20 protein-coding genes and 1 tRNA gene are annotated in these 23363 nt (G+C 63.5%); 12 read left to right on the top strand and 9 right to left on the bottom strand.

Annotated elements, in window-relative coordinates; genetic code table 11:
* The first annotated feature begins 77 nt into the window (after window positions 1-77).
* A tRNA-Phe gene (locus tag P7228_RS00865) sits at window positions 78-153 on the top strand.
* An 11-nt stretch (window positions 154-164) separates the two neighbouring features.
* Here the strand turns inward: P7228_RS00865 and P7228_RS00870 are convergent.
* From P7228_RS00870 to P7228_RS00890, 5 genes are all read right to left on the bottom strand, one after another.
* The gene (locus P7228_RS00870; protein WP_278016339.1) at window positions 165-578 is read right to left on the bottom strand and encodes a TIGR01244 family sulfur transferase; all 414 of its coding nucleotides are present in this window, start codon (window positions 576-578) and stop codon (window positions 165-167) included.
* Between the two features lie 5 nt (window positions 579-583).
* Window positions 584-997, bottom strand: a complete 414-nt coding sequence (locus tag P7228_RS00875; RefSeq protein WP_278016340.1) for a DUF6691 family protein — start codon at window positions 995-997, stop codon at window positions 584-586.
* Window positions 994-1440 carry a YeeE/YedE family protein gene (locus P7228_RS00880; protein ID WP_278016341.1) on the bottom strand — a complete coding sequence of 149 codons (447 nt, stop codon included), beginning with the start codon at window positions 1438-1440 and terminating at the stop codon, window positions 994-996. Before P7228_RS00880 ends, P7228_RS00875 begins: the two co-directional genes overlap by 4 nt.
* Window positions 1440-2372 carry an MBL fold metallo-hydrolase gene (locus tag P7228_RS00885; RefSeq protein WP_278016342.1) on the bottom strand — a complete coding sequence of 311 codons (933 nt, stop codon included), beginning with the start codon at window positions 2370-2372 and terminating at the stop codon, window positions 1440-1442. The genes P7228_RS00880 and P7228_RS00885 overlap by 1 nt, the downstream gene beginning before the upstream one ends.
* A 138-nt stretch (window positions 2373-2510) precedes the next feature.
* The gene (locus P7228_RS00890; protein WP_278016343.1) at window positions 2511-3578 is read right to left on the bottom strand and encodes a helix-turn-helix transcriptional regulator; all 1068 of its coding nucleotides are present in this window, start codon (window positions 3576-3578) and stop codon (window positions 2511-2513) included.
* 53 nt (window positions 3579-3631) lie between these two features.
* On the opposite strand from P7228_RS00890, the gene cysD reads away from it, so the two are divergent.
* The 6 genes from cysD to P7228_RS00920 all read left to right on the top strand — a co-directional run bounded on the left by cysD (window position 3632) and on the right by P7228_RS00920 (window position 12618).
* A complete protein-coding gene (cysD, locus tag P7228_RS00895; RefSeq protein WP_278016344.1) occupies window positions 3632-4582 on the top strand; it encodes a sulfate adenylyltransferase subunit CysD in 951 nt (316 codons plus the stop codon).
* Window positions 4582-6507, top strand: coding sequence for a sulfate adenylyltransferase subunit CysN (gene cysN / locus P7228_RS00900; RefSeq protein ID WP_278016345.1), 1926 nt, complete (start codon window positions 4582-4584; stop codon window positions 6505-6507). The genes cysD and cysN overlap by 1 nt, the downstream gene beginning before the upstream one ends.
* 10 nt (window positions 6508-6517) lie before the next feature.
* On the top strand, window positions 6518-7252 hold the full coding sequence (locus P7228_RS00905) for a 3'(2'),5'-bisphosphate nucleotidase CysQ (protein WP_278016346.1): 735 nt from the start codon (window positions 6518-6520) through the stop codon (window positions 7250-7252).
* 111 nt (window positions 7253-7363) lie between these two features.
* A complete protein-coding gene (locus P7228_RS00910) occupies window positions 7364-9418 on the top strand; it encodes a TonB-dependent receptor (protein ID WP_278016347.1) in 2055 nt (684 codons plus the stop codon).
* Window positions 9419-9420: 2 nt separating this feature from the next.
* The gene (locus P7228_RS00915; RefSeq protein WP_278016348.1) at window positions 9421-10998 is read left to right on the top strand and encodes a winged helix-turn-helix domain-containing protein; all 1578 of its coding nucleotides are present in this window, start codon (window positions 9421-9423) and stop codon (window positions 10996-10998) included.
* Between the two features lie 114 nt (window positions 10999-11112).
* Complete coding sequence (locus P7228_RS00920; RefSeq protein WP_278016349.1) at window positions 11113-12618, top strand: winged helix-turn-helix domain-containing protein; 1506 nt, start codon at window positions 11113-11115, stop codon at window positions 12616-12618.
* A gap of 8 nt (window positions 12619-12626) precedes the next feature.
* Here the strand turns inward: P7228_RS00920 and P7228_RS00925 are convergent, their stop codons facing one another.
* Together P7228_RS00925 and P7228_RS00930 are read right to left on the bottom strand one after the other, a co-directional pair.
* Entirely contained in the window at window positions 12627-13952 is a 1326-nt protein-coding gene (locus tag P7228_RS00925; RefSeq protein WP_278016350.1) for a surface lipoprotein assembly modifier, read from the bottom strand.
* A gap of 3 nt (window positions 13953-13955) precedes the next feature.
* A complete protein-coding gene (locus P7228_RS00930; RefSeq protein WP_278016351.1) occupies window positions 13956-14972 on the bottom strand; it encodes a HupA family protein in 1017 nt (338 codons plus the stop codon).
* Window positions 14973-15300: 328 nt separating this feature from the next.
* Between P7228_RS00930 and P7228_RS00935 the strand changes: the two genes are divergently transcribed.
* The 4 genes from P7228_RS00935 to P7228_RS00950 all read left to right on the top strand — a co-directional run bounded on the left by P7228_RS00935 (window position 15301) and on the right by P7228_RS00950 (window position 19699).
* A complete protein-coding gene (locus P7228_RS00935) occupies window positions 15301-17334 on the top strand; it encodes a TonB-dependent receptor (RefSeq protein ID WP_278016352.1) in 2034 nt (677 codons plus the stop codon).
* Between the two features lie 138 nt (window positions 17335-17472).
* Window positions 17473-18237: an SDR family NAD(P)-dependent oxidoreductase gene (locus tag P7228_RS00940; RefSeq protein WP_278016353.1), complete on the top strand. Its 765-nt coding sequence runs from the start codon at window positions 17473-17475 to the stop codon at window positions 18235-18237.
* Window positions 18238-18287: 50 nt separating this feature from the next.
* On the top strand, window positions 18288-18932 hold the full coding sequence (locus P7228_RS00945) for a glutathione S-transferase family protein (protein ID WP_278016354.1): 645 nt from the start codon (window positions 18288-18290) through the stop codon (window positions 18930-18932).
* Complete coding sequence (locus P7228_RS00950; RefSeq protein ID WP_278016355.1) at window positions 18932-19699, top strand: SDR family NAD(P)-dependent oxidoreductase; 768 nt, start codon at window positions 18932-18934, stop codon at window positions 19697-19699. The genes P7228_RS00945 and P7228_RS00950 overlap by 1 nt, the downstream gene beginning before the upstream one ends.
* Before the next feature lie 9 nt (window positions 19700-19708).
* On the opposite strand, the gene P7228_RS00955 is transcribed toward P7228_RS00950, so the two are convergent.
* Window positions 19709-21022, bottom strand: coding sequence for a spinster family MFS transporter (locus tag P7228_RS00955; RefSeq protein ID WP_278016356.1), 1314 nt, complete (start codon window positions 21020-21022; stop codon window positions 19709-19711).
* Window positions 21003-21770 (bottom strand): SDR family oxidoreductase, encoded by a 768-nt coding sequence (locus P7228_RS00960; RefSeq protein WP_278016357.1) that lies wholly within the window; start codon window positions 21768-21770, stop codon window positions 21003-21005. The genes P7228_RS00955 and P7228_RS00960 overlap by 20 nt, the downstream gene beginning before the upstream one ends.
* A 165-nt stretch (window positions 21771-21935) precedes the next feature.
* Here P7228_RS00960 and P7228_RS00965 point away from each other — a divergent pair, with 165 nt between their 5' ends.
* Window positions 21936-23237 (top strand): aromatic ring-hydroxylating oxygenase subunit alpha, encoded by a 1302-nt coding sequence (locus P7228_RS00965; protein WP_278016358.1) that lies wholly within the window; start codon window positions 21936-21938, stop codon window positions 23235-23237.
* Window positions 23238-23363 lie beyond the last annotated feature (126 nt).

Below are 23363 nucleotides of genomic sequence, written 5' to 3' on the forward strand. Positions count from 1 at the left end.
GCCAAGCGTCCGCTGCTTCGCCATAGGGCGCCCTCCAGCGGCTCGCCGATCCCCACGGGATCGCACGCAGAGTGTTCGCCTCGGTAGCTCAGTTGGTAGAGCATGCGACTGAAAATCGCAGTGTCGGTGGTTCGAATCCGCCCCGAGGCACCACCCTCTTCAATCTAGTCCCGCAGATGCCCTGCCAGGGCCGAGAGGTCGTAACCTGCCGCGCTCGCGCGACCCAGCCGCTCGTCCACCGACAGACCCTGCGGGTTCGACAATGTTTCCATCGTGATGCACCGCGTGCCGGTCCGGCAATAGGCGAGCAGCGGCCCGTCGGTCTCGCGGCGAACGGCGCTGAACTGTTCGAGCGCGGCCTGGGGAAACTGTCCGCCGGAAACCGGCACATGATGGAAGGCAAGCCCGGCCGCTTCCGCCGCTGCCCGCATGGTGGCGGTATCGGGCTGTCCCGGCTCCTCGCCATCGGGGCGGTTGCACATGATCGCGACATAGCCCGCATCGGCAAGTGACTGCATGTCCTCAGGCCGGATCTGCGGGGCGACTGCGAAATTGCTGTCGACTTGGCGAATATCCATGAATTTCAACTTTCTATGAGACGCACCAGGCCCATCCCGGCGAGCATGGAGAAGATAAATATCGCGGCCGCGCTGGGTTCGATCACCAGTGCCGCGATACCCGGGCCCGGACACAGGCCCGCGACGCCCCAGCCCATTCCGAACAGCGCGGCGCCGCCGATCAGCCGGGGTTCGAGGTCCACCCGTTCGGGGAGCGAGAATTTCTCGGCAAAGAAGGGGTGCGCCATGCCTTTCTGGAAGCGCCAGACGATCGCCATGACGATCACTGCCCCGCCCATCACGAATGCCAGCGTGGGATCCCAATCACCGAACAGGTCGAGGAAGCCCCGCACCCGCGCGGGATTGGTCATTCCGCCAAGCGCGAGCCCCGCTCCGAACACGGTGCCCGACAGCAGCGGCGGTGCGATGCGGCGGATCATTGCAGCACCTCGAAGCCCAGCGCGTTCATTGCGGCGACCGTCGCAATGCCGGCGGCCATGAAGGTGGCGGTGGCGACGAGCGAGCGGCGTGACAGGCGGCTCACTCCGCACACGCCATGTCCGCTGGTGCAGCCGCTCCCCATGCGCGTGCCGATGCCGACCAGCAATCCGGCAATGGCCAGCGGAACGGGAGTCGCGAAGCTGGCCTCAAGTCCGCCCGAGAGCCAGGCGACGATCAGTGCCCCCAACGGCAAGCCGATGATGAAGGCCCAGGCGCCGTCGCGCGAGATGCCGCTGTCGCTGATGCCGAAGGCGCGCGCCGCGATGCCGGAGACCCCGGCAATCCTCCCCGCACCCAGCAGCATAAGCGCCGCCGCCAAGCCGATCAGGACGCCGCCGGCAAGGCCAGCGAGCGGTTCGGCATCAGGATAGCCGGGCAGCATCAGATCGCATCCACCGGCAATTTGAGATAACGCACACCATTCTCCTCCGGTTCGGGCAAATGGCCCGCACGCATATTGACCTGGACCGATGGCAGGATCAGCTTGGGCATGTCCAGCGTGGCGTCACGCGCCTCGCGCATCGTCACGAACTCGTCCTCGCTGATCCCATCGTGGGCATGGATATTGCCCTCTCGCTCTGCCGCGACGGTGGTCTCCCACACGTAGTGGTTGCGCCCCTGCGGCAGGTAGTCGTGGCACATGAACAGCCGCGTCTCGTCCGGCAGCGTCAAGATGCGCCGGAGCGAGCGGAACAACTGCCGGGCGTCCCCGCCGGGAAAATCCGCTCGCGCCGTGCCATAATCGGGCATGAACATCGTATCGCCGACAAAGGCCGCGTCTCCGATCACGTAAGCGATGCAGGCTGGGGTATGTCCCGGCACATGGAGGACCGTGACCGGCAGCGCGCCAAGCTCGAAGGTATCGCCATCGGCAAACAGCAGGTCGAAATCCGAGCCGTCGCGCTGAAACTCGGTCCCAGCGTTGAAAACCTTGCCGAACACCTCCTGCACGGTGGTGATATGCTCACCAATCGCGATCTTTCCGCCGAGCCTTTGCTGCAGATAGGGCGCGGCCGAAAGATGATCGGCATGGGCGTGCGTTTCGAGGAGGTATTTCACCTCGAGGCCGTGCTCGGTCACATATTCGATCACCGCATCTGCCGAAGTGAACGCGGTCCGCCCTGAACTGGCATCGAAATCGAGCACCGGATCGACGACAGCGGCTTGCTTCGTGGCGGGATCATGGACGACATAGCTGACGGTGTTGGTGGCCGTATCGAAGAACGCCTCCACTTCTGGTCGCAGGCTCTCGTCGGCGAGCGCGCGTGCGGCCTGCGCCCTTGCTGCCTCGATCGCGCTGTCCGAACCGCTCATGGAAATGCTCCTTTGCAATCTGTATTTTAGGGCCGTCGCCAGCATTTGCTAGCCGGGGAAGCCGGAACTACGCATTGAGCAGCATCAAGGCTTCCACGCCAACCGGTCCAAGCGAGCCGCCCCACGAGACCGCCGGGATCAGTGGACGGTCAGTGCCACGACGCTGGTCAGCACACGGCGCATGAAATCGACCTGCCCCTTGGCGCCGGTCTTGGAATAGATCTTCTTCGAGTAATTGCGCGCGGTTTCGATGGTCAGGCCGTGTTTCTCCGCCGCTTCGGCGATAGACAGGCCCTGCGCGATCGACCACGCGAAGCGCGCCTCGCTCTGCGTGAGGTTGAAGACATCCACCAGTTGCTGGCAGCGGTCGGCCGAGGAGCTTTCTTCGCCGCGGAAATAGACCACCGCCACCGCCTTGCTGTCGCCCGAGAGCGCTTCGACCCGGACGGGAGAGACCAGCACGTCGATCCACGGATCCTGGCTGAGATTGATGGCGCGCGGCCGCGCCTGGGGATCGGCGGCAAACTCCTTCGTCAGTTCCATCAGTTGCCGGTCGATTGCGGGAGAGGAAGGCGTCAGGCGATCGTAGGCACCCCGACGCAACACGCCCGAGCGGCTCATAAACCTGTCGGCCTGCTCATCGTGATCGACAATCCGCGCCTGGCGGTCGATCGAGATCCAGCCGAAATCGATGTGGCTGACCGCGCCGGCGCTCATCGAGGCGCGCGCCCGCTCACGTTCGAGCCGCGCCAACACTCGCAAGGCGACACGCAGATGCGGAACAAGCGCGCTCATCAGGTTTGCCACAGACGTCGGTACGGGTTCGCCGTTCGCCAGCAGCAGCCACGCTTCGAGACCGCTGGCCTCGTGCATTCTCACCATGCGCAGGTGCCGATTTTCTGTCATCAGCAGATCCGGGGCATCCAGCCCGGCCAGTTCATCGGGCGAATAGACCCTGCCCTCGCGCATCTCGCCCAACCGGCTGTCTCGCCCGAACAGATGCTGCACCGGCGGCGGCCGCTCACCAGGCGCCACCGCCAGCATCGTGGTGGGCGGACCCTCTGGGGCACGCACAATCAATCCGGCTAGCTCGCATTCGGTAACAGCCCGCAATCGCTCAAGAAAGGTGCGCCACATCGGCTGCTCGAAGACACCATCGTGGAGCGGCACGAGCAGCTCGGTCTCACCAAGGTTGGGAACACGCATGGCATGCTACATATACCTCCCATATGGGAGGTTCAAGCCACCTCGCATCATCTATGCATCGCCGCTCTGCAAGGCGAGGCATCATGACCGTACACACTCCCCTGACCCACCTTCAGCGGCTCGAAGCCGAGGCGATCCACATCATCCGCGAAGTGGTGGCCGAGGCGGACAAGCCGGTGATGCTCTATTCGGTGGGCAAGGATAGCGCGGTGATGCTGCATCTTGCCCGCAAGGCATTCTACCCTGCTCCCCCTCCCTTCCCGCTGCTGCATGTCGACACGACGTGGAAGTTCCAGGCGATGTACGAACTCCGCGATCGCATGGCGCAGGAAAGCGGCATGGAACTGCTGGTCTATCAGAACCCCGAAGCGGAGGAGCGCGGCATCAACCCGTTCGATCACGGCCCGCTTCACACCGACATGTGGAAGACGGAGGGGCTCAAGCAGGCGCTCGACAAATGGGGCTTTGACGCGGCCTTCGGCGGTGCACGGCGCGATGAGGAAAAGAGCCGCGCCAAGGAACGGATCTTCTCGTTCCGCACCGCCAGCCATGGCTGGGACCCGAAGAACCAGCGCCCCGAGCTGTGGAACCTCTACAACGCGCGCAAGAATCGGGGCGAGAGCATCCGCGTCTTCCCGATCAGCAACTGGACCGAGCTCGACGTGTGGCAATACATCCAGCTCGAGGACATTCCGATCGTCCCGCTCTACTTCGCCGAAAAGCGCCCGACCTTCGAATATGAGGGCGGTCTGTTCATGGCCGACGACATCGAGCGACTGGAGAAGGTCATGGGCCATCGCCCCGAGATCACCGAGCGATCGATCCGCTTCCGCACGCTCGGCTGCTTCCCGCTGACGGGCGCGGTCGAGAGCGAGGCCTCCACCTTGAGCGAGGTGATCCAGGAAACGCTGCTCACCACCACTTCCGAACGGCAGGGGCGCGTGATCGACAAGGATGCCGGCGGTGCGGGAATGGAGAAGAAGAAGCAGGAGGGCTATTTCTGATGGCTCAGGAAAGCACCACCGACGCAATTTACCGGACCGAAGCCCTCATTGCCGAGGACATCGACGCTTATCTCGACCAGCACCAGCACAAGACGATGCTGCGGTTCATCACTTGCGGCAGCGTCGATGACGGCAAGTCGACGCTGATCGGTCGCCTGCTCTATGACAGCAAGATGATCTTCGAAGACCAGCTTGCCGCGCTCGAGAGAGACAGCAAGCGGGTCGGCACGCAGGGGCAGGAAATCGATTTCGCCCTGCTGGTTGATGGCCTCGCCGCCGAGCGCGAACAGGGCATCACCATCGACGTCGCCTATCGCTTCTTCAATACCGAGAAACGCAAGTTCATCGTCGCCGACTGCCCCGGCCACGAACAATATACCCGCAACATGGTGACCGGCGCCTCGACCGCCGATCTCGCGGTGATTCTGGTCGATGCGCGCAAGGGCGTACTCGTCCAGACCCGGCGGCACAGCTACATCTGCCACCTCCTCGGCATCAGGAATATCGTGCTGGCGGTGAACAAGATGGACCTGGTCGATTACGACAAGGCGACCTTCGACAAGATCGTCAGCGATTATCGCGAGTTCGCCAGCGAGATCGGGATAGAGAGCTTTACCGCCATCCCGATCTCGGGCTTTCGTGGCGACAATATCACCGCCTCACCATCTGCCAACACTCCGTGGTATTCAGGGCCCAGCCTCGTCGACCATCTCGAAAGCGTCGAGGTGCGCTCGGCTGTCGATCGCGACAAGCCGTTCCGAATGCCGGTGCAGTGGGTCAATCGCCCCGACCTCGACTTCCGCGGCTTTGCCGGGCTGATCGCGGGTGGCGAAGTGCGTCCGGGCGACCCGATCCGGGTCCTTCCCTCGGGCAAGACCAGCACGATCGAGAGGATCGTAACCTTCGACGGCGACCTCGATGAAGCCGGAGCGGGTCAATCGGTCACATTGACGCTGGCAGACGAAATCGACTGTTCGCGCGGCAATGTGATCGCCGCCGCCGACGCCCCGCCGCAGGTAGCCGACCAGTTCGAGGCGACCATCGTGTGGATGTCCGACGATGCGCTGCATGTCGGGCGCAGCTACTGGCTCAAGCTGGCGACCCAGACTGTCTCTGCCACGGTGCGCGAGCCGAAATACGAGATCGACATCAACAGCCTCGAACGACTTGCCGCCAAGACGCTCGAGCTGAACGAAATCGGCGTGGCGGAGGTCCACACTGACAAGCCGCTAGTGTTCGAACCCTATGTCGACAGCCGCACGCTCGGCGGTTTTATCCTGGTCGACAAGATCACCAATGCGACCGTTGCGGCGGGCATGCTCAATTTCTCGCTGCGCCGCTCGCAGAACATCCATTGGCAGCCGACCGATATCACCCGCGAGCATCATGCCTCGATGAAGAACCAAACCCCGCGCGTGCTGTGGTTCACCGGCCTTTCGGGATCGGGCAAGTCGACCATCGCCAACGAGGTGGAGAAGAAGCTGGCGCTGATGAACCGGCACACCTTCCTGCTCGACGGCGACAACGTGCGCCACGGGCTCAACAAGGATCTCGGCTTCACCGAAGCCGACCGGATCGAGAACATCCGCCGCATCGGCGAAGTCGCCAAGCTGATGACTGACGCCGGCCTGATCGTGCTGACAGCCTTCATCAGCCCGTTCCGCGCCGAGCGGCAGATGGTTCGCGACATGCTGGCCGAGCATGAGTTCATCGAGATTTTCGTCGACACGCCGCTCGAAGTCGCGGAAGAACGCGACGTGAAGGGCCTCTACAAGAAGGCGCGCGAAGGAAAGCTCAAGAATTTCACCGGGATCGACAGCCCCTATGAAGCTCCGGAAAACCCCGACATCGTGGTCAACACCGTCGCGATGACACCAGAAGAAGCCGCCGACTATATCATCCGACAAATCCTGCCGCTGAAGTGAGCGAACGAGTATGACCGACGCCGAACTTGCCGCTCATCTTGCCGAAACGGCCGGTCGCATCCTGCTCGATGTGAGAGGCTCGGCCATGTTCGAAGGCAAGGCGCTGGGCAATGCGGGCGACCAGACTGCCAACCAGTTTCTGGTCCATGCCTTGCGCGCGCAAAGGCCCGATGACGGGCTGCTGTCGGAAGAGAGCAAGGACACGAGGGAGCGCCTTGCCAAGGAGCGCGTGTGGATCATCGACCCGGTCGACGGCACCCGCGAATATGGCGAGGCGCGGACCGACTGGGCCGTCCACGTCGGCTTGGCGATCGGCGGCGAGGCTGCCGTCGGTGCGGTCGCGCTGCCCGGCTGCAATGCCATCCTGCGTACCGACCGCCCCCAAGCGATGCCGCCCGCTCCGGATCGGCTCCGGATGGTCGTCAGCCGCACGCGACCAGCGGCAGAAGCGGTTGCCGTGTCGCAGGCCTTGGGGGCCGAACTCGTCGAGATGGGCAGCGCCGGGGCCAAGGCCATGGCGGTGATCCGCGGCGAGGCGGATATCTACCTCCATTCCGGTGGGCAGCATGAATGGGACAGCTGTGCGCCGGTGGCCGTGGCCAGGGCACATGGCCTGCACTGTTCCAGGATCGACGGGTCGTCGCTGGTCTACAACCAGAGCGACACTTTCGTCCCCGACCTGCTGATCTGTCGCCGCGAGCACGCCGAGCGGGTGTTGGCGGAAGTAGCCAAGCTGACCCCATAGCAGCTCCCGCGCGGTAATGGCAGGCAAATGGCGGTGATGGATTGCCGATGGATTGCCGATGATCGTTGAAATTCATTGAGAATGAGGGCCATAGCAGGGTAATTCTTAGGTATGGGCAAGGACCATGCCGCAACGATCCTGACGGGGCTTCTGGCCGCTTGCGGCGCAAGCGCGGCGCTCGCCCAGGAAGACACCTCTCCATCCTCGGAACCGATCATCGTCACCGGGGAACGGTGGCAGCGAACGCTCGCCGAAACCGCATCCAGTGTATCGGTCACATCGGCCGAAGACCTCGCGCGCCAGCCCGATACCGACCGGCTCGACCAACTGCTCGACGCAACGCCCAACATCACGATCGGTTCGGGAGGTCTCGGGCCCGCGATCCGAGGTCTCGACACGACCGGGGTGTTGAACAACCTCCCTGCATTTCTCGGCGGCAACCGCCCACGGACCACGGTGACGGTGGACGGCCGCGCGATCACCTATGGGGAATTCGTGTTCGGAACCCAGCCGCTGTGGGACGTTGAGCGCGTCGAAGTGTTCCGCAGCCCGCAGACGACGACCCAGGGGCGCAATTCGATTGCCGGGGCGATCTTCCTCGAAACCCGCTCGCCCGAGTTCGACTGGGGCGGTGCCGCTCGGCTGATCGGCGGGAATTACGACACCCGCCAGGCGTCCGCCATGGCAACAGGCCCGCTGATCTCGGAACAGCTGGCCTTGCGTGTCGTTGCCGACCACCGTCGCAGCCGCCCGTCCAGCGAACTCACCACGCCCGATGTCGACATCGATCCCAATCGCGACAAATACGACCAGTTGCGCCTCAAGCTGCTGGCCCTGCCCGATGCCCTCCCCGGGTTGCGGCTCGAGACCTCGTACTGGATTGCAAGATCGCAGGCCCCGCAAACCGAAGGCGTCCGCATCCCTTTTCGCGAGCGACGCGATCCGCGCGCGCGTTACGGCATATTCCGGGCCGAGTCTGAGTCGGGGACCTTGCGGGCCTCCTGGGACATTTCCGCCGAGACAACCCTGCATTCGACCCTGACGGCAGGTGGCTCGACCTTGCAGCGCTTCGCCCCGTCCGGCTTCGGTGAAACGCTCACCAAGGCGCGTGATCGATCAGGCGAGTTGATCCTCAATCACGCTGCAGAGGGTTGGAAGGCCGTCGCCGGAGTCAGCGCATCGCGCAGCCGCATGCGGCAGACCATCGACCTCTCCTCCACGCCGTTCGGTGTGGGCGATTTCCGTGACCGGCAGGACAGCTTCGGCCTGTTCGGTGAGGGCGAAGCACAAATCGGCGAGCGTCTGTCCCTGATAGTCGGCGCGCGGTATCAAAGCGATCGCCAGGTCAGAAGCGGAACCCTGGGCCGCGTCGGCTCTCTCCAGGTGCTCGATTTCGATCGGACCTTCGAGTTCTTCCTGCCCAAGTTCTCGCTGTCCTTCGCATCCTCGCCCGATCTGACGCTGGGCATTCTCGTGCAGAAGGCGGCCAATCCCGGCGGCATCACGCTCACGCCGCCAAGCGGCCTCGATGCTTTCGAGGAAGAATCCCTGTGGGATTTCGAGCTCTTTGCCCGCGGTCGATTGGCTGACGGAAGGCTGCGCTATGCGGCCAATCTGTTTCGCTACGAGATGAAGGATGCGCAGCGTTCGGTGACCTTCGGCGTTCTCACCCCCGCCGGGCCGGTTTTCCTGTCGGAGATCGGCAATGCCCCGCGCGCATGGAGCCACGGAGCGGAGCTCGAACTACAATGGCAGGCAAGCAACCGGCTGAGCGTGAATGCCGGCCTGGGCTTGCTCGACACCCGCCTGACCCGGACGCCCAGCAGCGAAGATCCCTTGCTCGACAAGCAATTCCAGCGCTCGCCTCACTTCACGGCCTCGCTGGGCGTGGATTGGCGCCCTGCCCCCTCGCTCGCCATCGACCTCGGCTACCGCCACCGGACGGGCTACTACAGCGACGACGTCAACTCCCCCGAACTGAGGGTGGGATCGGCCAGCGTGTTCGACGCCCGGGTCAGTTGGGAGCGCGGGTCAACGCGGATCTTCGGATTCGTCCGCAATATGTTCGACAATTTCTACCTGGTGGCCCGCTTCTCCGGACCCGATCCGCTCGCTACGGCGGGCGATCCCCGCGAATACGGCATCGGGATCGAGGCAAGGATATAGCGATGTCCGGCGACGTTGAATTCGGCCAGGATCCAGCTTCGCCGGCGCCAAGGCCGGGAAATGGCAAGGCCGACATCCATGAGACGCACGATCTGGCCAAGCGGCCTGACATTACGATCGGGGATACGCTGATCCGGCCATCCTTGCGGTTGATCGCAGGTCCGAACTCGAGTGTCAGCGTCGAACCGCGCGTGATGCAGGTCCTGCTCGCCCTGTACGATGCAGATGGAAAGGTCCTGAACCGCGAAGACCTGCTCGAACAATGCTGGGCCGGTGTGGTCGTGGGCGACGACGCTATCAACCGCGCGATCGCAGAGCTGCGCCGTGCCGTCCGAGAAACGAACGCCGATCTCGCGATCGAAACCATTTCTCGCGTCGGTTACCGGCTCGCCGCAAACACGATCCCCGACGCTTTGGACAGCAAATCGCGTCCTATCCGCGGTTTCGACATCGACCGACGCAATTACGTGCTCGGCGGAGCCGTCGCCGCCGTTGCGCTGGCCGGCGGCACGGTAGCGATATCGGGTTACCGGGAGAAGGCAGCTGTCGACCAATTGATCGAACGCGGCAAGATCCTCCAAGGATCGGGTGCGCCGGACGGCCGGGAGCGCGCCTTTGCCCTGTTTTCTGCTGCCGTCGAGCGCGCACCGAAACGTGCCGAGGCCTGGGGATGGCTCTCGACCGTCGCGCCGAATTACCAGCATTCGCGGTCGGCGGCGCTTCGCGCGCTCGATCTTGATCCCAAAGAACCCAATGCACGTGTCGTTCTTGCTTGGCAGAAGCTCGATCTCGAAGACTGGACCGTGTGGGAAGATTCCCTGCTCGAAGTGCTGGATGATGCCCCCGAGAATGCGCTCGCGCTCGGGTTCATCACGCTGTTCTACCAGGGGATGGGGCGGTGCAAGCTCTCGCTCCAAATGAATGAGCGCTCCCTTGCAGCCGAACCATTCAATCCCGGATTTCACATGCGGCGAGCGTTGAAGCACTGGATTTTCGGTCGGTTGGCCGAGGCCGACAAGGTCGCCGACAAGTCGATGCATTTGTGGCCGCGCAATCCCTTTACCTGGAATGCGCGCATGGTGATCTATGCCTTCACCGACCGGGCTCCGGCCGCGCTCACCCTGCTTGAGGATGAGGCCAGTCGGCCAAAGAAGCTGACACAACCGAATATCGAATCCTGGCGTGCGGCGCTTCGCGCCATTGATAGCCGAAGCCGCAGCGAAATCGACAATGCGGTCAAGGTCTGCACGGCAGCCGCCCCTCTCGCTCCGGGTCTCGCGGCGAACGCGATCATGTTCTTCTCCCATCTCGGAGAACTCGACTCGGCGTACCGCGTCGCCGAAGGGCTTTTCGAAGGCAAAGGCAATGTGGTCCAGCAAACTCGCGGAGTCGGCATCAGGGACATCTACTCGGCCACCGGCTGGGGGCGCACGCAGTTCGTCTTCATCCCTGCAACCAACGCGTTCCGCGACGACGAACGATTTCCGGGGCTCTGCCGCCGGCTGGGGCTGGAAGCCTATTGGCGCAAGCGCGGCGCATGGCCGGACGAATTCGTGCGCGGAGCGCTTGTCAGTGCCTGACCATACCGTCCGACTGCGGCGCGCAATCGTGATTGCAGGAAAAACCCTATGCTTCTAATGCCATGGCTCTCGCCGCGAGATTCTCGCCGGGAGACAAGCGACGGACGAACCTGCGTGAACGAATCACTGGATCTGGCACGACGTGCCGACATCACGATCGGCAACGCTCTCGTCCAGCCATCGCTCCGCCTGATCACGGGCCCAGAATCGGAAGCCACCGTCGAACCCCGCGTGATGCAGGTGCTCCTGGCCTTGCACGACGCCGAGGGGCGCGTGCTGAGCCGCGAGGACTTGCTCGAGATTTGCTGGCCTGGCGTGATCGTCGGTGACGATGCCATCAACCGGACCATCGCCGAAATTCGCCGGGTCGCCCGCGATACCGGTGCCGTGATCGTGATCGAGACCATCCCTCGGGTGGGTTATCGCCTCGCCTCACAGGAAGATGCGGCGGGCAAGGTCGGCAAGAGCGCCAAGGTGCGCGGACCCGCCTTGCCTCGGCGAAAGCTTGTTATCGGAGGACTGGCGACAGCAGCCGCCATCGCGGGCGGTGGATATGGGCTGCTCCACTATCGCCGCGGAACGGCAATCGACGAATTGATCGAACGGGGCCGATTGGTCCAGGCGTCCGGGCGTCCCGACAGCAGGACGCAGGCTCAAGAAATCTTTCGCCAGGCCATTGCGATGGATCCGGAACGAGCCGATGCATGGGGTTGGCTGGCACGCGTTCTTGGTGACGATGCCGCAGCGCGCGAGGCGGCGCTCCATGCCATCGAGATCGATCCGCGCGAAGCCAACGCCCGGGTAGTGCTGATCAGCCAACGCAAGGACCTTCATTCCTGGACCGAATGGGAAGACGAACTTCTCGAAGTCCTGAAAGATGCACCGGACAACACTGCCGCACAGCGATCACTGTCTTTCTTCTACCAGGGGATGGGTCGCTGCAAGGATTCCTGGAGTGTCCAGGAGCAGACCCTCAAGCTCGAGCCGTTCAATCCCGCGAGCCATAACACGAGCGCCCTGAAACACTGGATCTTCGGCAAGAACGGTGAGGCAGACAAAATTGCCGATCAGGCGCTTCGCCTGTGGCCACGCCATCCTTTGCTCTGGAACGCCCGGATGGTCATTTATGCGTTCACGAACCGGGCGCCTGCGGGGCTCGCGCTGCTCGACGACGTGCCCAATCGGCCGGCAAACCTGACTTCTGCCAGCATCGATTCCTGGCGCGCCGCCCTGGGGGCGATCGCCACGCGCTCCTCCCCCGATATCGCCCGCGCCTTGGAAGTCTGCACCGCGCAAGCCAAGCTCGCGCCAGGGCTGGCGGCTAACGCAATCATGGCCTTCGCCTATCTGGGAGAGGTGGACGCGTCCTACCAGGTCGCTGAGGGCCTGTTCGAAGGGCGCGGGGCCGTCGTCCAGAAATCGCACGGCAAGGGTATCGGCGATCTCTATTCGACCGCAGGCTGGGGGCGAACCCAAGTCATCTTCACACCCGCCGCCGTCGCCTTTCGCGAGGACGGGAGATTTTCCGATTTCTCCGAACGGCTGGGGCTGACGGCCTATTGGCGCGAGCGCGGAATCTGGCCGGATCCCTTCGTCAGGGGATCGCTCCGCACCAGCTGATGGTCGATCTAGAAGGCCCGCGTCAGGCCAATCTCACCGCGCCACCTGTCGTAGCGATAGATTTCGATCGGGCTGGTGTTTTTCTCCCAGGTTAGCCGGAGCTGCGGCGCCCACCCCTTCCATTCGAACGTGCGCAATGTCGTTCCGACGGAAAGGCGGTAGAAGTCGTCCACCCGTCGCTTGGGATAGATTGCCAGCCGCTTGTCCGCCTCGAGATGCTGGTATGATGCGGATGCAAACAGCGTCGTTCGCCCGAACTCGCGCCAACCGGTGACCGATAATTGCCCGCTGGCAGTCGAATAGGCCGGATCGCGCGCCATCTGCCGCGCCGCACCAAGCGTAAGATTGATGCCCGAGCGGCTGCTCAAGGCCCGCTCGTAGCTCGCGAACCCCGATATTCCATGCGCATCCTGAAGGTCGTTGATACGGTAATTCGTGCGCGCATAGCCCGCCCCGGCCCGCAGGTGTGAACGCCGGTCCAGCGGACGCTGCCATTGCAGGTTCGCATCCAGCGCGTCGTAGAAGCGCTCCCCGCCGAACCACCGCCTTTGCCCCCCAGCGAGGAGGCTGGCCCGCCCTCCCCCGAGCGCAAATTCGGGGCCGATCGAGGCGATAGCCAGCAGATCGTTGAAGTCGCCGCGACGGTAGAAATCACCCGATAGGCCGGCGCGAGTGATCAGCGAGGTAAGCTGCGAAAGCGGCTTGCGATAATAGACCTCCCCGCGCAGCGACAGGCCGACGCCCGAGGACTGGCGCGCCGCATCCTCTAGGTCGAAGTCACCAATCACCGTACCCAACGTGTCCGATCGCGTCGCGCGGTTGACGTTACTATCGGGAGCGATGGCGACCTGCACGCTCGCGCCGAAGGGCTTGCGTTCGCGCAGCGCAGCCGAAAACCGGTCGACGAGGCGCGCCACCTCAGGTGGCAGCCCGCCGGCCTGCGCCTCGCGCAGGGTCCGCCGCGAAGCCTCGATTTGCCCCATTTCGGCCTGCACCCGCGCAAGCTCCAGCCTGGCCCTCTGTGCACCGGGATCCTCGTCAATGATCGATCGCAGCAAGCTGCCCGCCCGGTCCCAGCGGTGATCGCGCATCGCCAGCATCGCGAGGCGGAAACGCGCCTCGTTTCGGACCGGTAAGTTGGGATCCTGGAGCAATGCCTCGAGGATCTGCACGGCAAGCGCCTCTTCCTTGTTGGCGAGCGCCCTTGCTGCAAATTCCAGCATCTGTTCCCCCGTCGCCTCGATCTCGGCCCGCGTTCCGACCGGCAAGGTTTCGCCTGCGGGCGCACGTTCGGTCGATGGCTGGGCAAGCGCCACAAGCGCGACCAGCAACACGGCTCAGTCCTTCTTGCCGATCCAGACGCCGGTCATCGTTCCCTGCGTGCCGTCCCGGGTAAACGGGGCCGAAAACCGACCGATCACTTCCTGTGCATTGGGTCCGGTCAGGCTGCCGTCGAACCACGATGCGTCGAGGAGTACGCCATCCTTGCTGAACTTGCCGGAGTAATTCGCGCTGCCAACGGAATAGACCGTCTGCGCGAAATCATAGACCCCGTAATCATAGTCGAGATCGGTGTACCAGCCGTTGGTGTAGAGAAACGGATTCATGCTGCCCGAAAGCGTGCCGGAGCCAAAATCGAAGGCCAGTTTAACCGTGCCGGAGATTTCGAATGCATCCACCGGCGTCTCACCAAAGATTTCGGCCCGGTAGGTCGCGGTCCCGCTCCTAGGAATCGCATCAGCAGCAGGTTGATAGCCGTAAACGAACCAGCCGTAGATCTTGGTATGGGTACCGTCGGCGTTGCCTTCGGATTTGTACCACCTCCCGTAGTGCGAGTAGGTGTAGGGATAGCGTTCGCGAAACGGCACCGGCATCCATACCGAACCCACGGTTTCTCCGTTTGAGGAGATGCGGTGGAAGGTAGAGCTCGCTATCTGGCCTGCCGATCCGTTCAAGCCGAGATCGGTCAGTTCTCCCGCTTCCCCGGTTGGCAGCTTGATCTTGTAGATCTGGCGGGCTTCATCGAAATCCAGCTGGATGGTCGCGCCTTGCTCGCTCGGCACCGACTTGATGAATTTCGCGAGATCCTTGCTACCTGAGACATTGCTCTCGCTCGACAGCGTGTCAGTCTCATAAACCGTGTAGGCGACCGTCTGCGCATTCGTCCCGATAGTGAGAGTCTCGGGCTTGATCACCTGGGCCGGCGTCGGCGTAGGGGTCGGAGCCGGCGCAGGACTGGGTGGCGGAGGGGGGAGCGGCGTCGAATTTGGACTCGCCCCCCCTCCTCCGCCGCATCCTGCAAGCGCGAGCAGCAGCACCAGTGTGGCGCTGGCGACGGTAATGGATTCCCTCATGCAACCCTCCGCATTGATTTGGTGATTGCGAAGCTGGCACTGCACCTCCCTCCGATCCATGATGGCTTGCCGATGTTTGCCTGATCTGAGGTAATCGATTGCTTAGGACCGAGGCGTGCAGGTCGCGCCCCCTTCGATCAACCGAAGCTGAGCTGACCGGGGCTCGCGATAGTGGAATTAAGGCTCTTGCGAGGAATCGCCGGGCACAATCTTCACCCTTCGAGCTTGGACTGAGCAGAACCGTCTGTATGATCCGTACCCGCAGCCGGCGAATGTCCCCCGACTTCCGCCGGCTTGATTGTGCGAATGGAAGGAATAGTCGAGCCAGATGTTGAAACGCGTATCGCCGATGATCGTGGCAGGGACGATGGCCAACGCCCTGCTGCCGCGACCGGCCCTGGCTCAAGATGGTGATGAGGATGGCGAACCGACGCGGGTGATCGTCGTTACCGGCGAAGGGCTTGGAGAAACCCCGGCCTCGCCCGCCTATGACACCCAGACCATCGATCGCGAGCAATTGCTATCCGCACCATCGGGCAGGATCGAAGACGCGCTCACCTCGGTCGCGGGGTTCCAGCAGTTCCGCCGTTCGGACAGCCGCTCGGCCAACCCGTCGGCGCAAGGGGCCACACTGCGCGCGCTGGGCGGTAATGCCACGAGCCGCGCGCTTGTCCTGCTCGACGGCGTACCGATGACCGATCCATTTTTCGGTTATGTTCCCTTCTCGGCGCTTGCGGCCGAACGGCTCGCGCATGTGCGCGTGACCCGCGGCGGTGGTTCCGGACCGTTTGGTGCCGGCGCCCTGGCCGGGACCATCGAGTTGACGAGCGCCGATGGCGCAACGTTGGGCAATTTCAGTGGCATGCTCGTCGCGAATGATCGCGGCGATACCGAAGCGAGCGCGACCCTTTCTTCACAACTCGGCACGGGCTTCGGTTCGGTGTCGGGCCGCTGGGATCGCGGCAAGGGATTCTGGACGACGCCGGCCTCCGATCGCGTTCCGGCCAGCGCACGGGCAAGCTTCGACGGCTACTCGGTCCAGGTGCGCGGCGTCGCCCCGCTGACCGAGATGATCGAATTGCAGGCACGCGGCCTCGTCTACCGCGAGGAACGCACTCTGCGTTTTGACGGCGCCGAAAGCAGCATGGAGGGTCAGGACGCGAGCCTGCGAGTGGTAGGCCGAGGCGAGTGGCAGTTCGACCTGCTTGGCTACGTCCAGGCGCGCAACTTCACCAATGTCGTGATTTCCTCGACCCGCTTCGTACCCGTGCTCGATCAGCGCAATACGCCCGCCACAGGCCTTGGCGGGAAATTCGAACTTCGTCCCCCGACCGGCCGGCGCAACGTGCTGCGGCTGGGGATCGACTACCGCAAGTCCGATGGCGAGCTCTTCGAAATCGCCCAGAGCGCCTTTTCCGGCGCGGTCACCGCCAGACGAAACGCGGGCGGGACGAATACGGACCTTGGCATCTTTGCCGAGAACGACCTCACCCTGGGTGCCATCACCCTGACGGCGGGCGCCCGGGTCGATCGATTCACCATTCGGGACGGATTCTTCATCGAGCGAAATGGTGCGGGCTTGCTAGTCGACAACCAGACCTATCCCGACCGGTCAGGCTGGGAAGCCTCATTCCGCGGTGGCGCGCTCTACCGAGTGAACGATGCGCTTAGCTTGCGCGCCGCAGCCTATAGCGGCCTTCGTCTTCCCACCCTGAACGAGCTCTACCGTCCCTTCGTCGTTTTCCCGATCGTCACCCAGGCGAACGCTGCGCTCGACAACGAACGTCTCGAAGGGTTCGAAGCGGGGATCGACTGGGCGCCTGCGGACGCCATCTCACTTGCGCTGACCGCCTTCGACAACCGGGTGAAGAACGCGATTGCCAATGTCACGATCGGCCCGAACCTGCGCCAGCGGCGCAATATCGACGCGATCCATTCGCGGGGTATCGAAGCAAGCGCGGCGCTGAAGTTCGGCGCGGTTAGCCTGGACGGCGCCATCGCCTTTACCGATGCCGAAGCGGAGGGTTCGGGACCTGCCGCCGCGCTCGACGCGAACCGCCCCTCGCAAACTCCGAAGTGGGTTGCGGGAACTACGCTGGCCTATCGACCGGCGGACGATTGGCTGTTCTCGACGACGCTGCGGCATGTCGGTGCGCAGTTCGAGGACGACCTGGAAACCAATGTACTGCCAGCCGCAACCACGCTTGACGCCTTTGCCCAAATCCCGGTCCTCGATGGCATCAGGTTGATTTTGCGCGGGGAAAACCTGACCGATGAAACCATTGTGACGCGCAACCAGGGCGGTTCGATCGACCTTGGCACGCCTCGAACGCTTTGGGCCGGGTTCAAGGTCGGCCTCTAGTCGAGATGGCCGCGTCGTTGGATAGTGCAATCCGGACGCCGCTCGCTGCTCAGCACCAGCATCACCTGACCAATTAGACAAGTGGACCGACCCCGACCCGCGCCGTAACAATCGCTGGCAGGCAAACGGGAACGGAAGATGGACAATCTATTTGGCCTCGAAGGCAAGGTCGCGGTGGTCACCGGCGCGGGGCGAGGTATCGGAGAAGGCATTGCCACCCTGTTGGCCGAGGCCGGCGCGGATGTTGTGTGTGCAGCGCGCAGCACCGACCAGATCGAACGTACGGCAAAGGCAATCAACGGAGCGAACTCGGGCGGAAGGGCGATATTCCAGCAAACCGACGTTTCGAGCGACACTGACATGGAAGCGCTCGCGCAGCGGGCGATCGACGAATTCGGCCGGCTTGATATCTGGGTGAACAATGCTGGGGGTTCGCTGGTATCTGCCCCCCTGACCCAACTACCCGTCGAAGAGTGGGAGAAAACCCTCGCGGTAAACCTCGGCTCGGTCTTCTACAGCGTCAGAGCGGCGGTGAAACGCATGACGAGCGGCGGTGCGATCGTGAACATCTCGTCGCTGGCCGGGCAGGATCCGTTCCCCGGCAGCGGCCATTACAGCGCGGCCAAGGCCGGAGTGATCATGCTCACCAAGACGCTCGCGCTCGAGCTGGGGGAGCAAGGCATCAGGGTGAATGCGATCTTGCCTGGCTTCGTCCCGACCGACACGGTGAAACAGGCGCTATCGATGAAGGATGAGGATTTCGGTCCCTTGCTCGAGCAGCTCAACCTGCCCGCGGGCCGGCTAGGCACGCCCCAGGACATCGCGGCCTGCGTCCTTTATCTCGTAAGCCCGGCCAGCGAGTGGATGACCGGGCAGTCCATCAGGCTTGCCGGCACGGTCTAGGCAACAATTCGCGTGCTTCCCACGGCCGCCATCTTGAAAGGAGAAACGCGATGAAGCTCCATTCCAGTCTCGGACCCAATCCGCGCCTCGTGCGCATGTTCCTGGTCGAGAAGGGTATCGAGGAAGGGACGGGTTTCGAGCGGGTCCATTACGACATCATCACGGGCGAGAACCGCCAGAGCGCGGACTACGTCGCCAAGAATCCGCTCGGGACCATGCCTGCCCTCGAACTCGACGACGGGACCGTGCTGACCGAGAGTTGGCCGATTTGCGAATATCTGGAAGAGTTGCACCCGGAGCCAAACCTGTTCGGAAAGACGCCGCTGGAGCGCGCCGAGGTCCGCAAGTGGGTCCGTCTGTTCGATCAGGAGGTCGTGGTGCCGATGACGATGGGCTTTCGCGCCGGGGCAGGACGGCCCATGTTCGAACCGCGCATGGCCGTTGTCAGCGCCGAGGCCGGTGCCGAACTATCGGCCATGTCGGACGACAAATGGCGCTATTTCGACAGCGTGCTGGGCGACAGCAATCACCTCGCCTTGGGGCGGTTCACCTTCGCTGACCTGATCATGTTCGCTTTCGCCAATTTCGGCTTCACGGTCGGGTGGAAGCTCCCCGAAGGGACCGACAATCTCGCGCGTTTCGTTGCCACTCATAACGAGCGCGACAGCGCAGCGATCTGGCAACAGGCCGAATAGTGCCGGATCTCACCGGCAAGGTGGCCATCGTCACCGGCTGCGCCAGCGGGATCGGCGCTGCCACGGTGCGGCGGCTGGTGGCCGACGGAGCGCAGGTTCTCGGGACCGATATCGACGCCCAAGGTGGTGCCGCGCTCTGCCAGGAAATCGGCACGCGGTTTGCCCAGCAGGACGTCAGCGACGAGCAGCGCTGGGACGAGGTCGTCGCGGAGGCGGTCGAAGCCTTCGGTAGGCTCGATATCCTCGTCAACAATGCGGGGAAAGTGTCGGGCCGTTCGATCGGAGACGTCGACATGGCGGCCTGGTCGCAGGTGATCGGGGTCAACCTTACCGGCACGATGATGGGTTGCCGCGCGGCGATACGCGCGATGACGAAGAACCCCGGCGGTGCCAGCGGCGCGATCGTCAATATCGCCTCGACCACGGCAATCACCCCCTTGCCGACCGATGTCGGCTATTCCGCCAGCAAGGCGGGCGTGCGCGCGCTGACCAAGTCGGTAGCCACCTGGTGCGCGCAGCAAGGTAACGCGATCCGCTGCAACACCGTGATCCCGGGCGCAACCGATACGGGCATCCTCGCCGAGGCGGAAAAGGCAACGCCGGGCCTCAAGCAGGTAGTTGCGGCGACCTCGCCTTTGAAAAGACTCGCCGATCCGGCCGAGACCGCCGCCGCGATCGCTTTCCTTGCGTCAGACGAATGCCCCTACATGACCGGGGCCGACATGCTGGTCGATGGCGGGATGATGTCGCTGCATCCCGGGTTCTAGCGCACACTGCTAGGCGCGACCCATGCGCTCCAGATAGCCGCTGCTGCGCATCTGCGCCGCGGTCCAGGCAAACACCCCCATCGCCAGCACACCTGAGACGAGACAAACGGCGAAGACCGAAATGGTCAGCGAATAGTCGCCCTGGCTCGGCTGCAGCCAGTCGCTGACCCAGCCGATCACCGCGAGGCCGAGCGCCTGCCCCACCAGATTGTTGAAGAACAAGGCGATGGCGACGGCGAAGCCCCTTTGCGATGGCTCGACGGTGTTCTGGATACCCGAAAGGATCGGCGCCTGGCTCGCAACATAGATGCCGTAGGCGAGCGCAAAGAAGCCGAGGAAGACCCAGAACTGGTCCGAGGCAAGGCTCGCCGCCAGCGGCACGCAACAAAGCAGGCTGACGAGGCCGGGTAGCCACGCCCGCCAGCGCTCGTCGCGCCGGGTCAGCCAGTCGGTCAGGAAGCCGCCCAGCACCGGGCCGGGAATGCCGCCCAGCAGGAATGCCAGCCCGAGATAGACCGCGACGTCGCCGGTCGAGACGTCGAAATTCCGCATCATCACTGCGGCCATCCAGAACGCCAGCGCATATCCGATCATGATCTGCACCGCCCAGCCGATCGCGATGCCGAAAAACACGCGGTTGGTCAGCAACGACGCGGCGGTATCGCGCAGCGGCATCTGCTCGATGCGAGAACCGACCGGCGCATAGCGTCCACGCCGCGGTTCGATCACCGTGAAGTAGAGCAAGGCACCGATGAATACGCCCGGCAGGCCCATCAGCACGAAGGCCATGCGCCACCCGTATTCCTGGGCCAGCAGGCCGCCCGCCATCAACCCGGTCACCGTGCCAAGCGTTGCGCCCCAGGTGAGGAACCCCATCGCCCTGGCAAGTTCCTCACGTTTGAAATAGTCGGCGATCAGCGATTGCGACGCCGGACCGCTGCAGCCCTCGCCCACCCCGACCCCGGTGCGTGCAAGGAAGAGCGAGAAGAAGCCCACCGCCGCGCCGCACAGCGCAGTCATCACGCTCCAGAAACTGATCGCGCCGGCGATAATGTTCTTGCGGATCGAACGATCGGCCAGCCGTGCGGCGGGAAAGCCGATCAGGACGTAGGTGGCGGTAAAGGCCAGCCCGCCCAGCAGGCCAAGCTCGAAGTCGCTGAAGGAAAACTCCGCCTTGATGTCTTCGAGCAGGATCGAGAACACCAGCCGGTCGGCGACGCTGAACAGGCTGGTAAGCGTGAGCAGGCCGAGCACGTACCAGCGATAGCGCCCGGCGGGCGCACAGTCCCGATCAGGCTGGGTCTCAGTGATGGGGTCTGGCATCGAGGCCGTTATCGACCGGGATGACGATCCCATTGATGAAACGCGAATCGTCGCTGGCGAGGTACAGCATCGCATTGGCGACATCGCGCGGCGCGCCGAGCGAATCCGCCGGTAGCGGGCCGTCGGGGATTTCCATCAGTTCCTCGCCCGCACGCCCGCTGATGTCACGCACCATCGGCGTTTCAATGCCCCCGGGCGCGATCGCATTGCAGCGGATCCCATAGCCCTGGTCCTGGCAGTGCATGGCAATCGAGCGGGTCATCGCGCGGATGCCGCCCTTGGCCGCGGTATAGGCAACGATATTGCCATAGCCCATCAGCGCCGCGGTCGAGGCCATGTTGATGATCGAGGCACCGCCGCCCCCTCGGCCCTTCATCAGCGGAATGCCGTATTTGCAGCCGAAGAAGGTGCCCATGACATGGATGTCGAGATGCAGGCGAAAATTGTCGGCCGAACATTCCTCGACGTTCTCGAAGATGACATTGCCGGCATTGTTGACGAGGATGTCTAGACCGCCGTGGCGCTCTTCGATGGCCTTGTAGACTTCCTTCCACTGGCTTTCGCTGGTGACGTCGAGCGCCATCGCATCTCCACCAACCGCGTCGGCGACCTTGTGCGCCTGCTCGACTTCGCGGTCGGTCACGATGACCCGCGCACCCTCGGCGGCAAGCAGTTCGCAGTCAGCCTTGCCCAGACCCATCGCGCCCCCTGTGACCAGCGCGATCTTGCCTTCGACCCTTCCGCCCATAGATGTCTCCCGTTCTCTCTCCACCTATCAGACTATCGGCCATCGGCGGCTTCACCACTGTCGAAAGCGATGAGAGCTTGGCGTGGCCAACCCCGCGGCGATGCACGAAAATGTCAGTCGCCAAGCACGCCTGCGGGTTTAGCTTGCGGAACAGGGAGAGGTGCAATGCTGGAACCGGCTGAGGTCGAAAGGATCAAGGCCCTGATGGAATGGGAAGCCGGGCGCGATGCACCGCCCGAGGGATTCCCCACGCTGCCCGACATGCCTGCGGCGCGCTACACCAGCCCCGAATACTACGCGCTCGAGCAGGAGCACATCTTCCGTAAGAGCTGGCTGTTCGCGGGGCATCTCGACGAAATACCCGAGCCGGGATGCTACATGCGCTGGCACAACGCGGGCGACCCGATCGTGATCGTGCATGGCATGGATGGCGTGGTGCGCGCCTTCTACAACACGTGCCGACATCGCGGTGCACCCGTCGTGACCGAAGATCGGGGCAAGTCGAGCCGACTGATGTGCGGCTATCACAACTGGACCTACAAGACCGACGGAACCCTGGTGGGGGTGCCCGAGCGACAGGATTTCCCACCCGATTTCGACATGAGCTGCCGCGGACTGCTGCCAGTCCGGTGCGATATGTTCGGCAAGGTCATTTTCGTCAATTTCGATCCCGATGCGCCGAGCCTGCTCGATTGGCTGGGGCCGATCGCGCGGGAATGGGATGAATTCGCCTTCGATCGCATCCGGCTCGCGGCGCGCCATTCGTTCGAACTCAACTGCAACTGGAAAGTCGCGATGGAGGCTAACATGGAGGTCTACCATGTGCCCTTCATCCATCCGACCACCGTTGCGCCGCTGGTAGACAGCAAGCGCAACCTCAACACCATGTATCCGGGCGGTCATGCGCGCATGATCGCGCCGCCTCCACGCCAGACGGACCGCGAACATGTTCGTGCCATCGACAGCCCGCCGGAATGGCAGCAGATCGAAACCGTCGGCGAACTGGGGCGCAGTTGCACGCAAAGCTACACGCTGTTTCCCAACTGGGTCTCGCCGCTGTCGAACTACTTCGTGCCGCCGCTGGTATTCTGGCCGACATCGCTCACCACCACCCGGCTCGAACTCGTCACCATGGCGCTCGATTGGGGCGACGGCCCCGCGCCGGACCTGTGGACCGTGCCCGAAGATAGCCAGCCGAACGGGCGGCAGATGAGCCCGATCATCCTCGAGGACACGCAATTCGGCGAGGCAATCCAGCAGTCGATGCAAAGCGCTGCCTTCCGGAGCGTCCCGCTTTCGTACCAGGAGGCGCGCATCTACAGCTTCCACCAGGCCTGCGACCGGATGATCGGAATCGACAATGTGCCCGAAGAATTGCGCATCGAGCAGGTGATCGGAGAGGACTGGGTCTGGCCCAACGATCCGCGCACCAGGCAGATGCTGGAAGAGCGGCAAGCCGCCGAATGACGTTACGGCCCGCAGCGTCTGTGGCCAATATGTCGCATGGCCGCGAACCGCCTAGCGCTTTTGCTAGATGAGTGCCGAGGGGCCTCACCATAACATTGCACGATGGCCTGGGATTGTCTTCCCCGG

It is taken from the genome of Altererythrobacter sp. CAU 1644 (assembly GCF_029623755.1).
Taxonomy (GTDB): domain Bacteria; phylum Pseudomonadota; class Alphaproteobacteria; order Sphingomonadales; family Sphingomonadaceae; genus Erythrobacter; species Erythrobacter arenosus.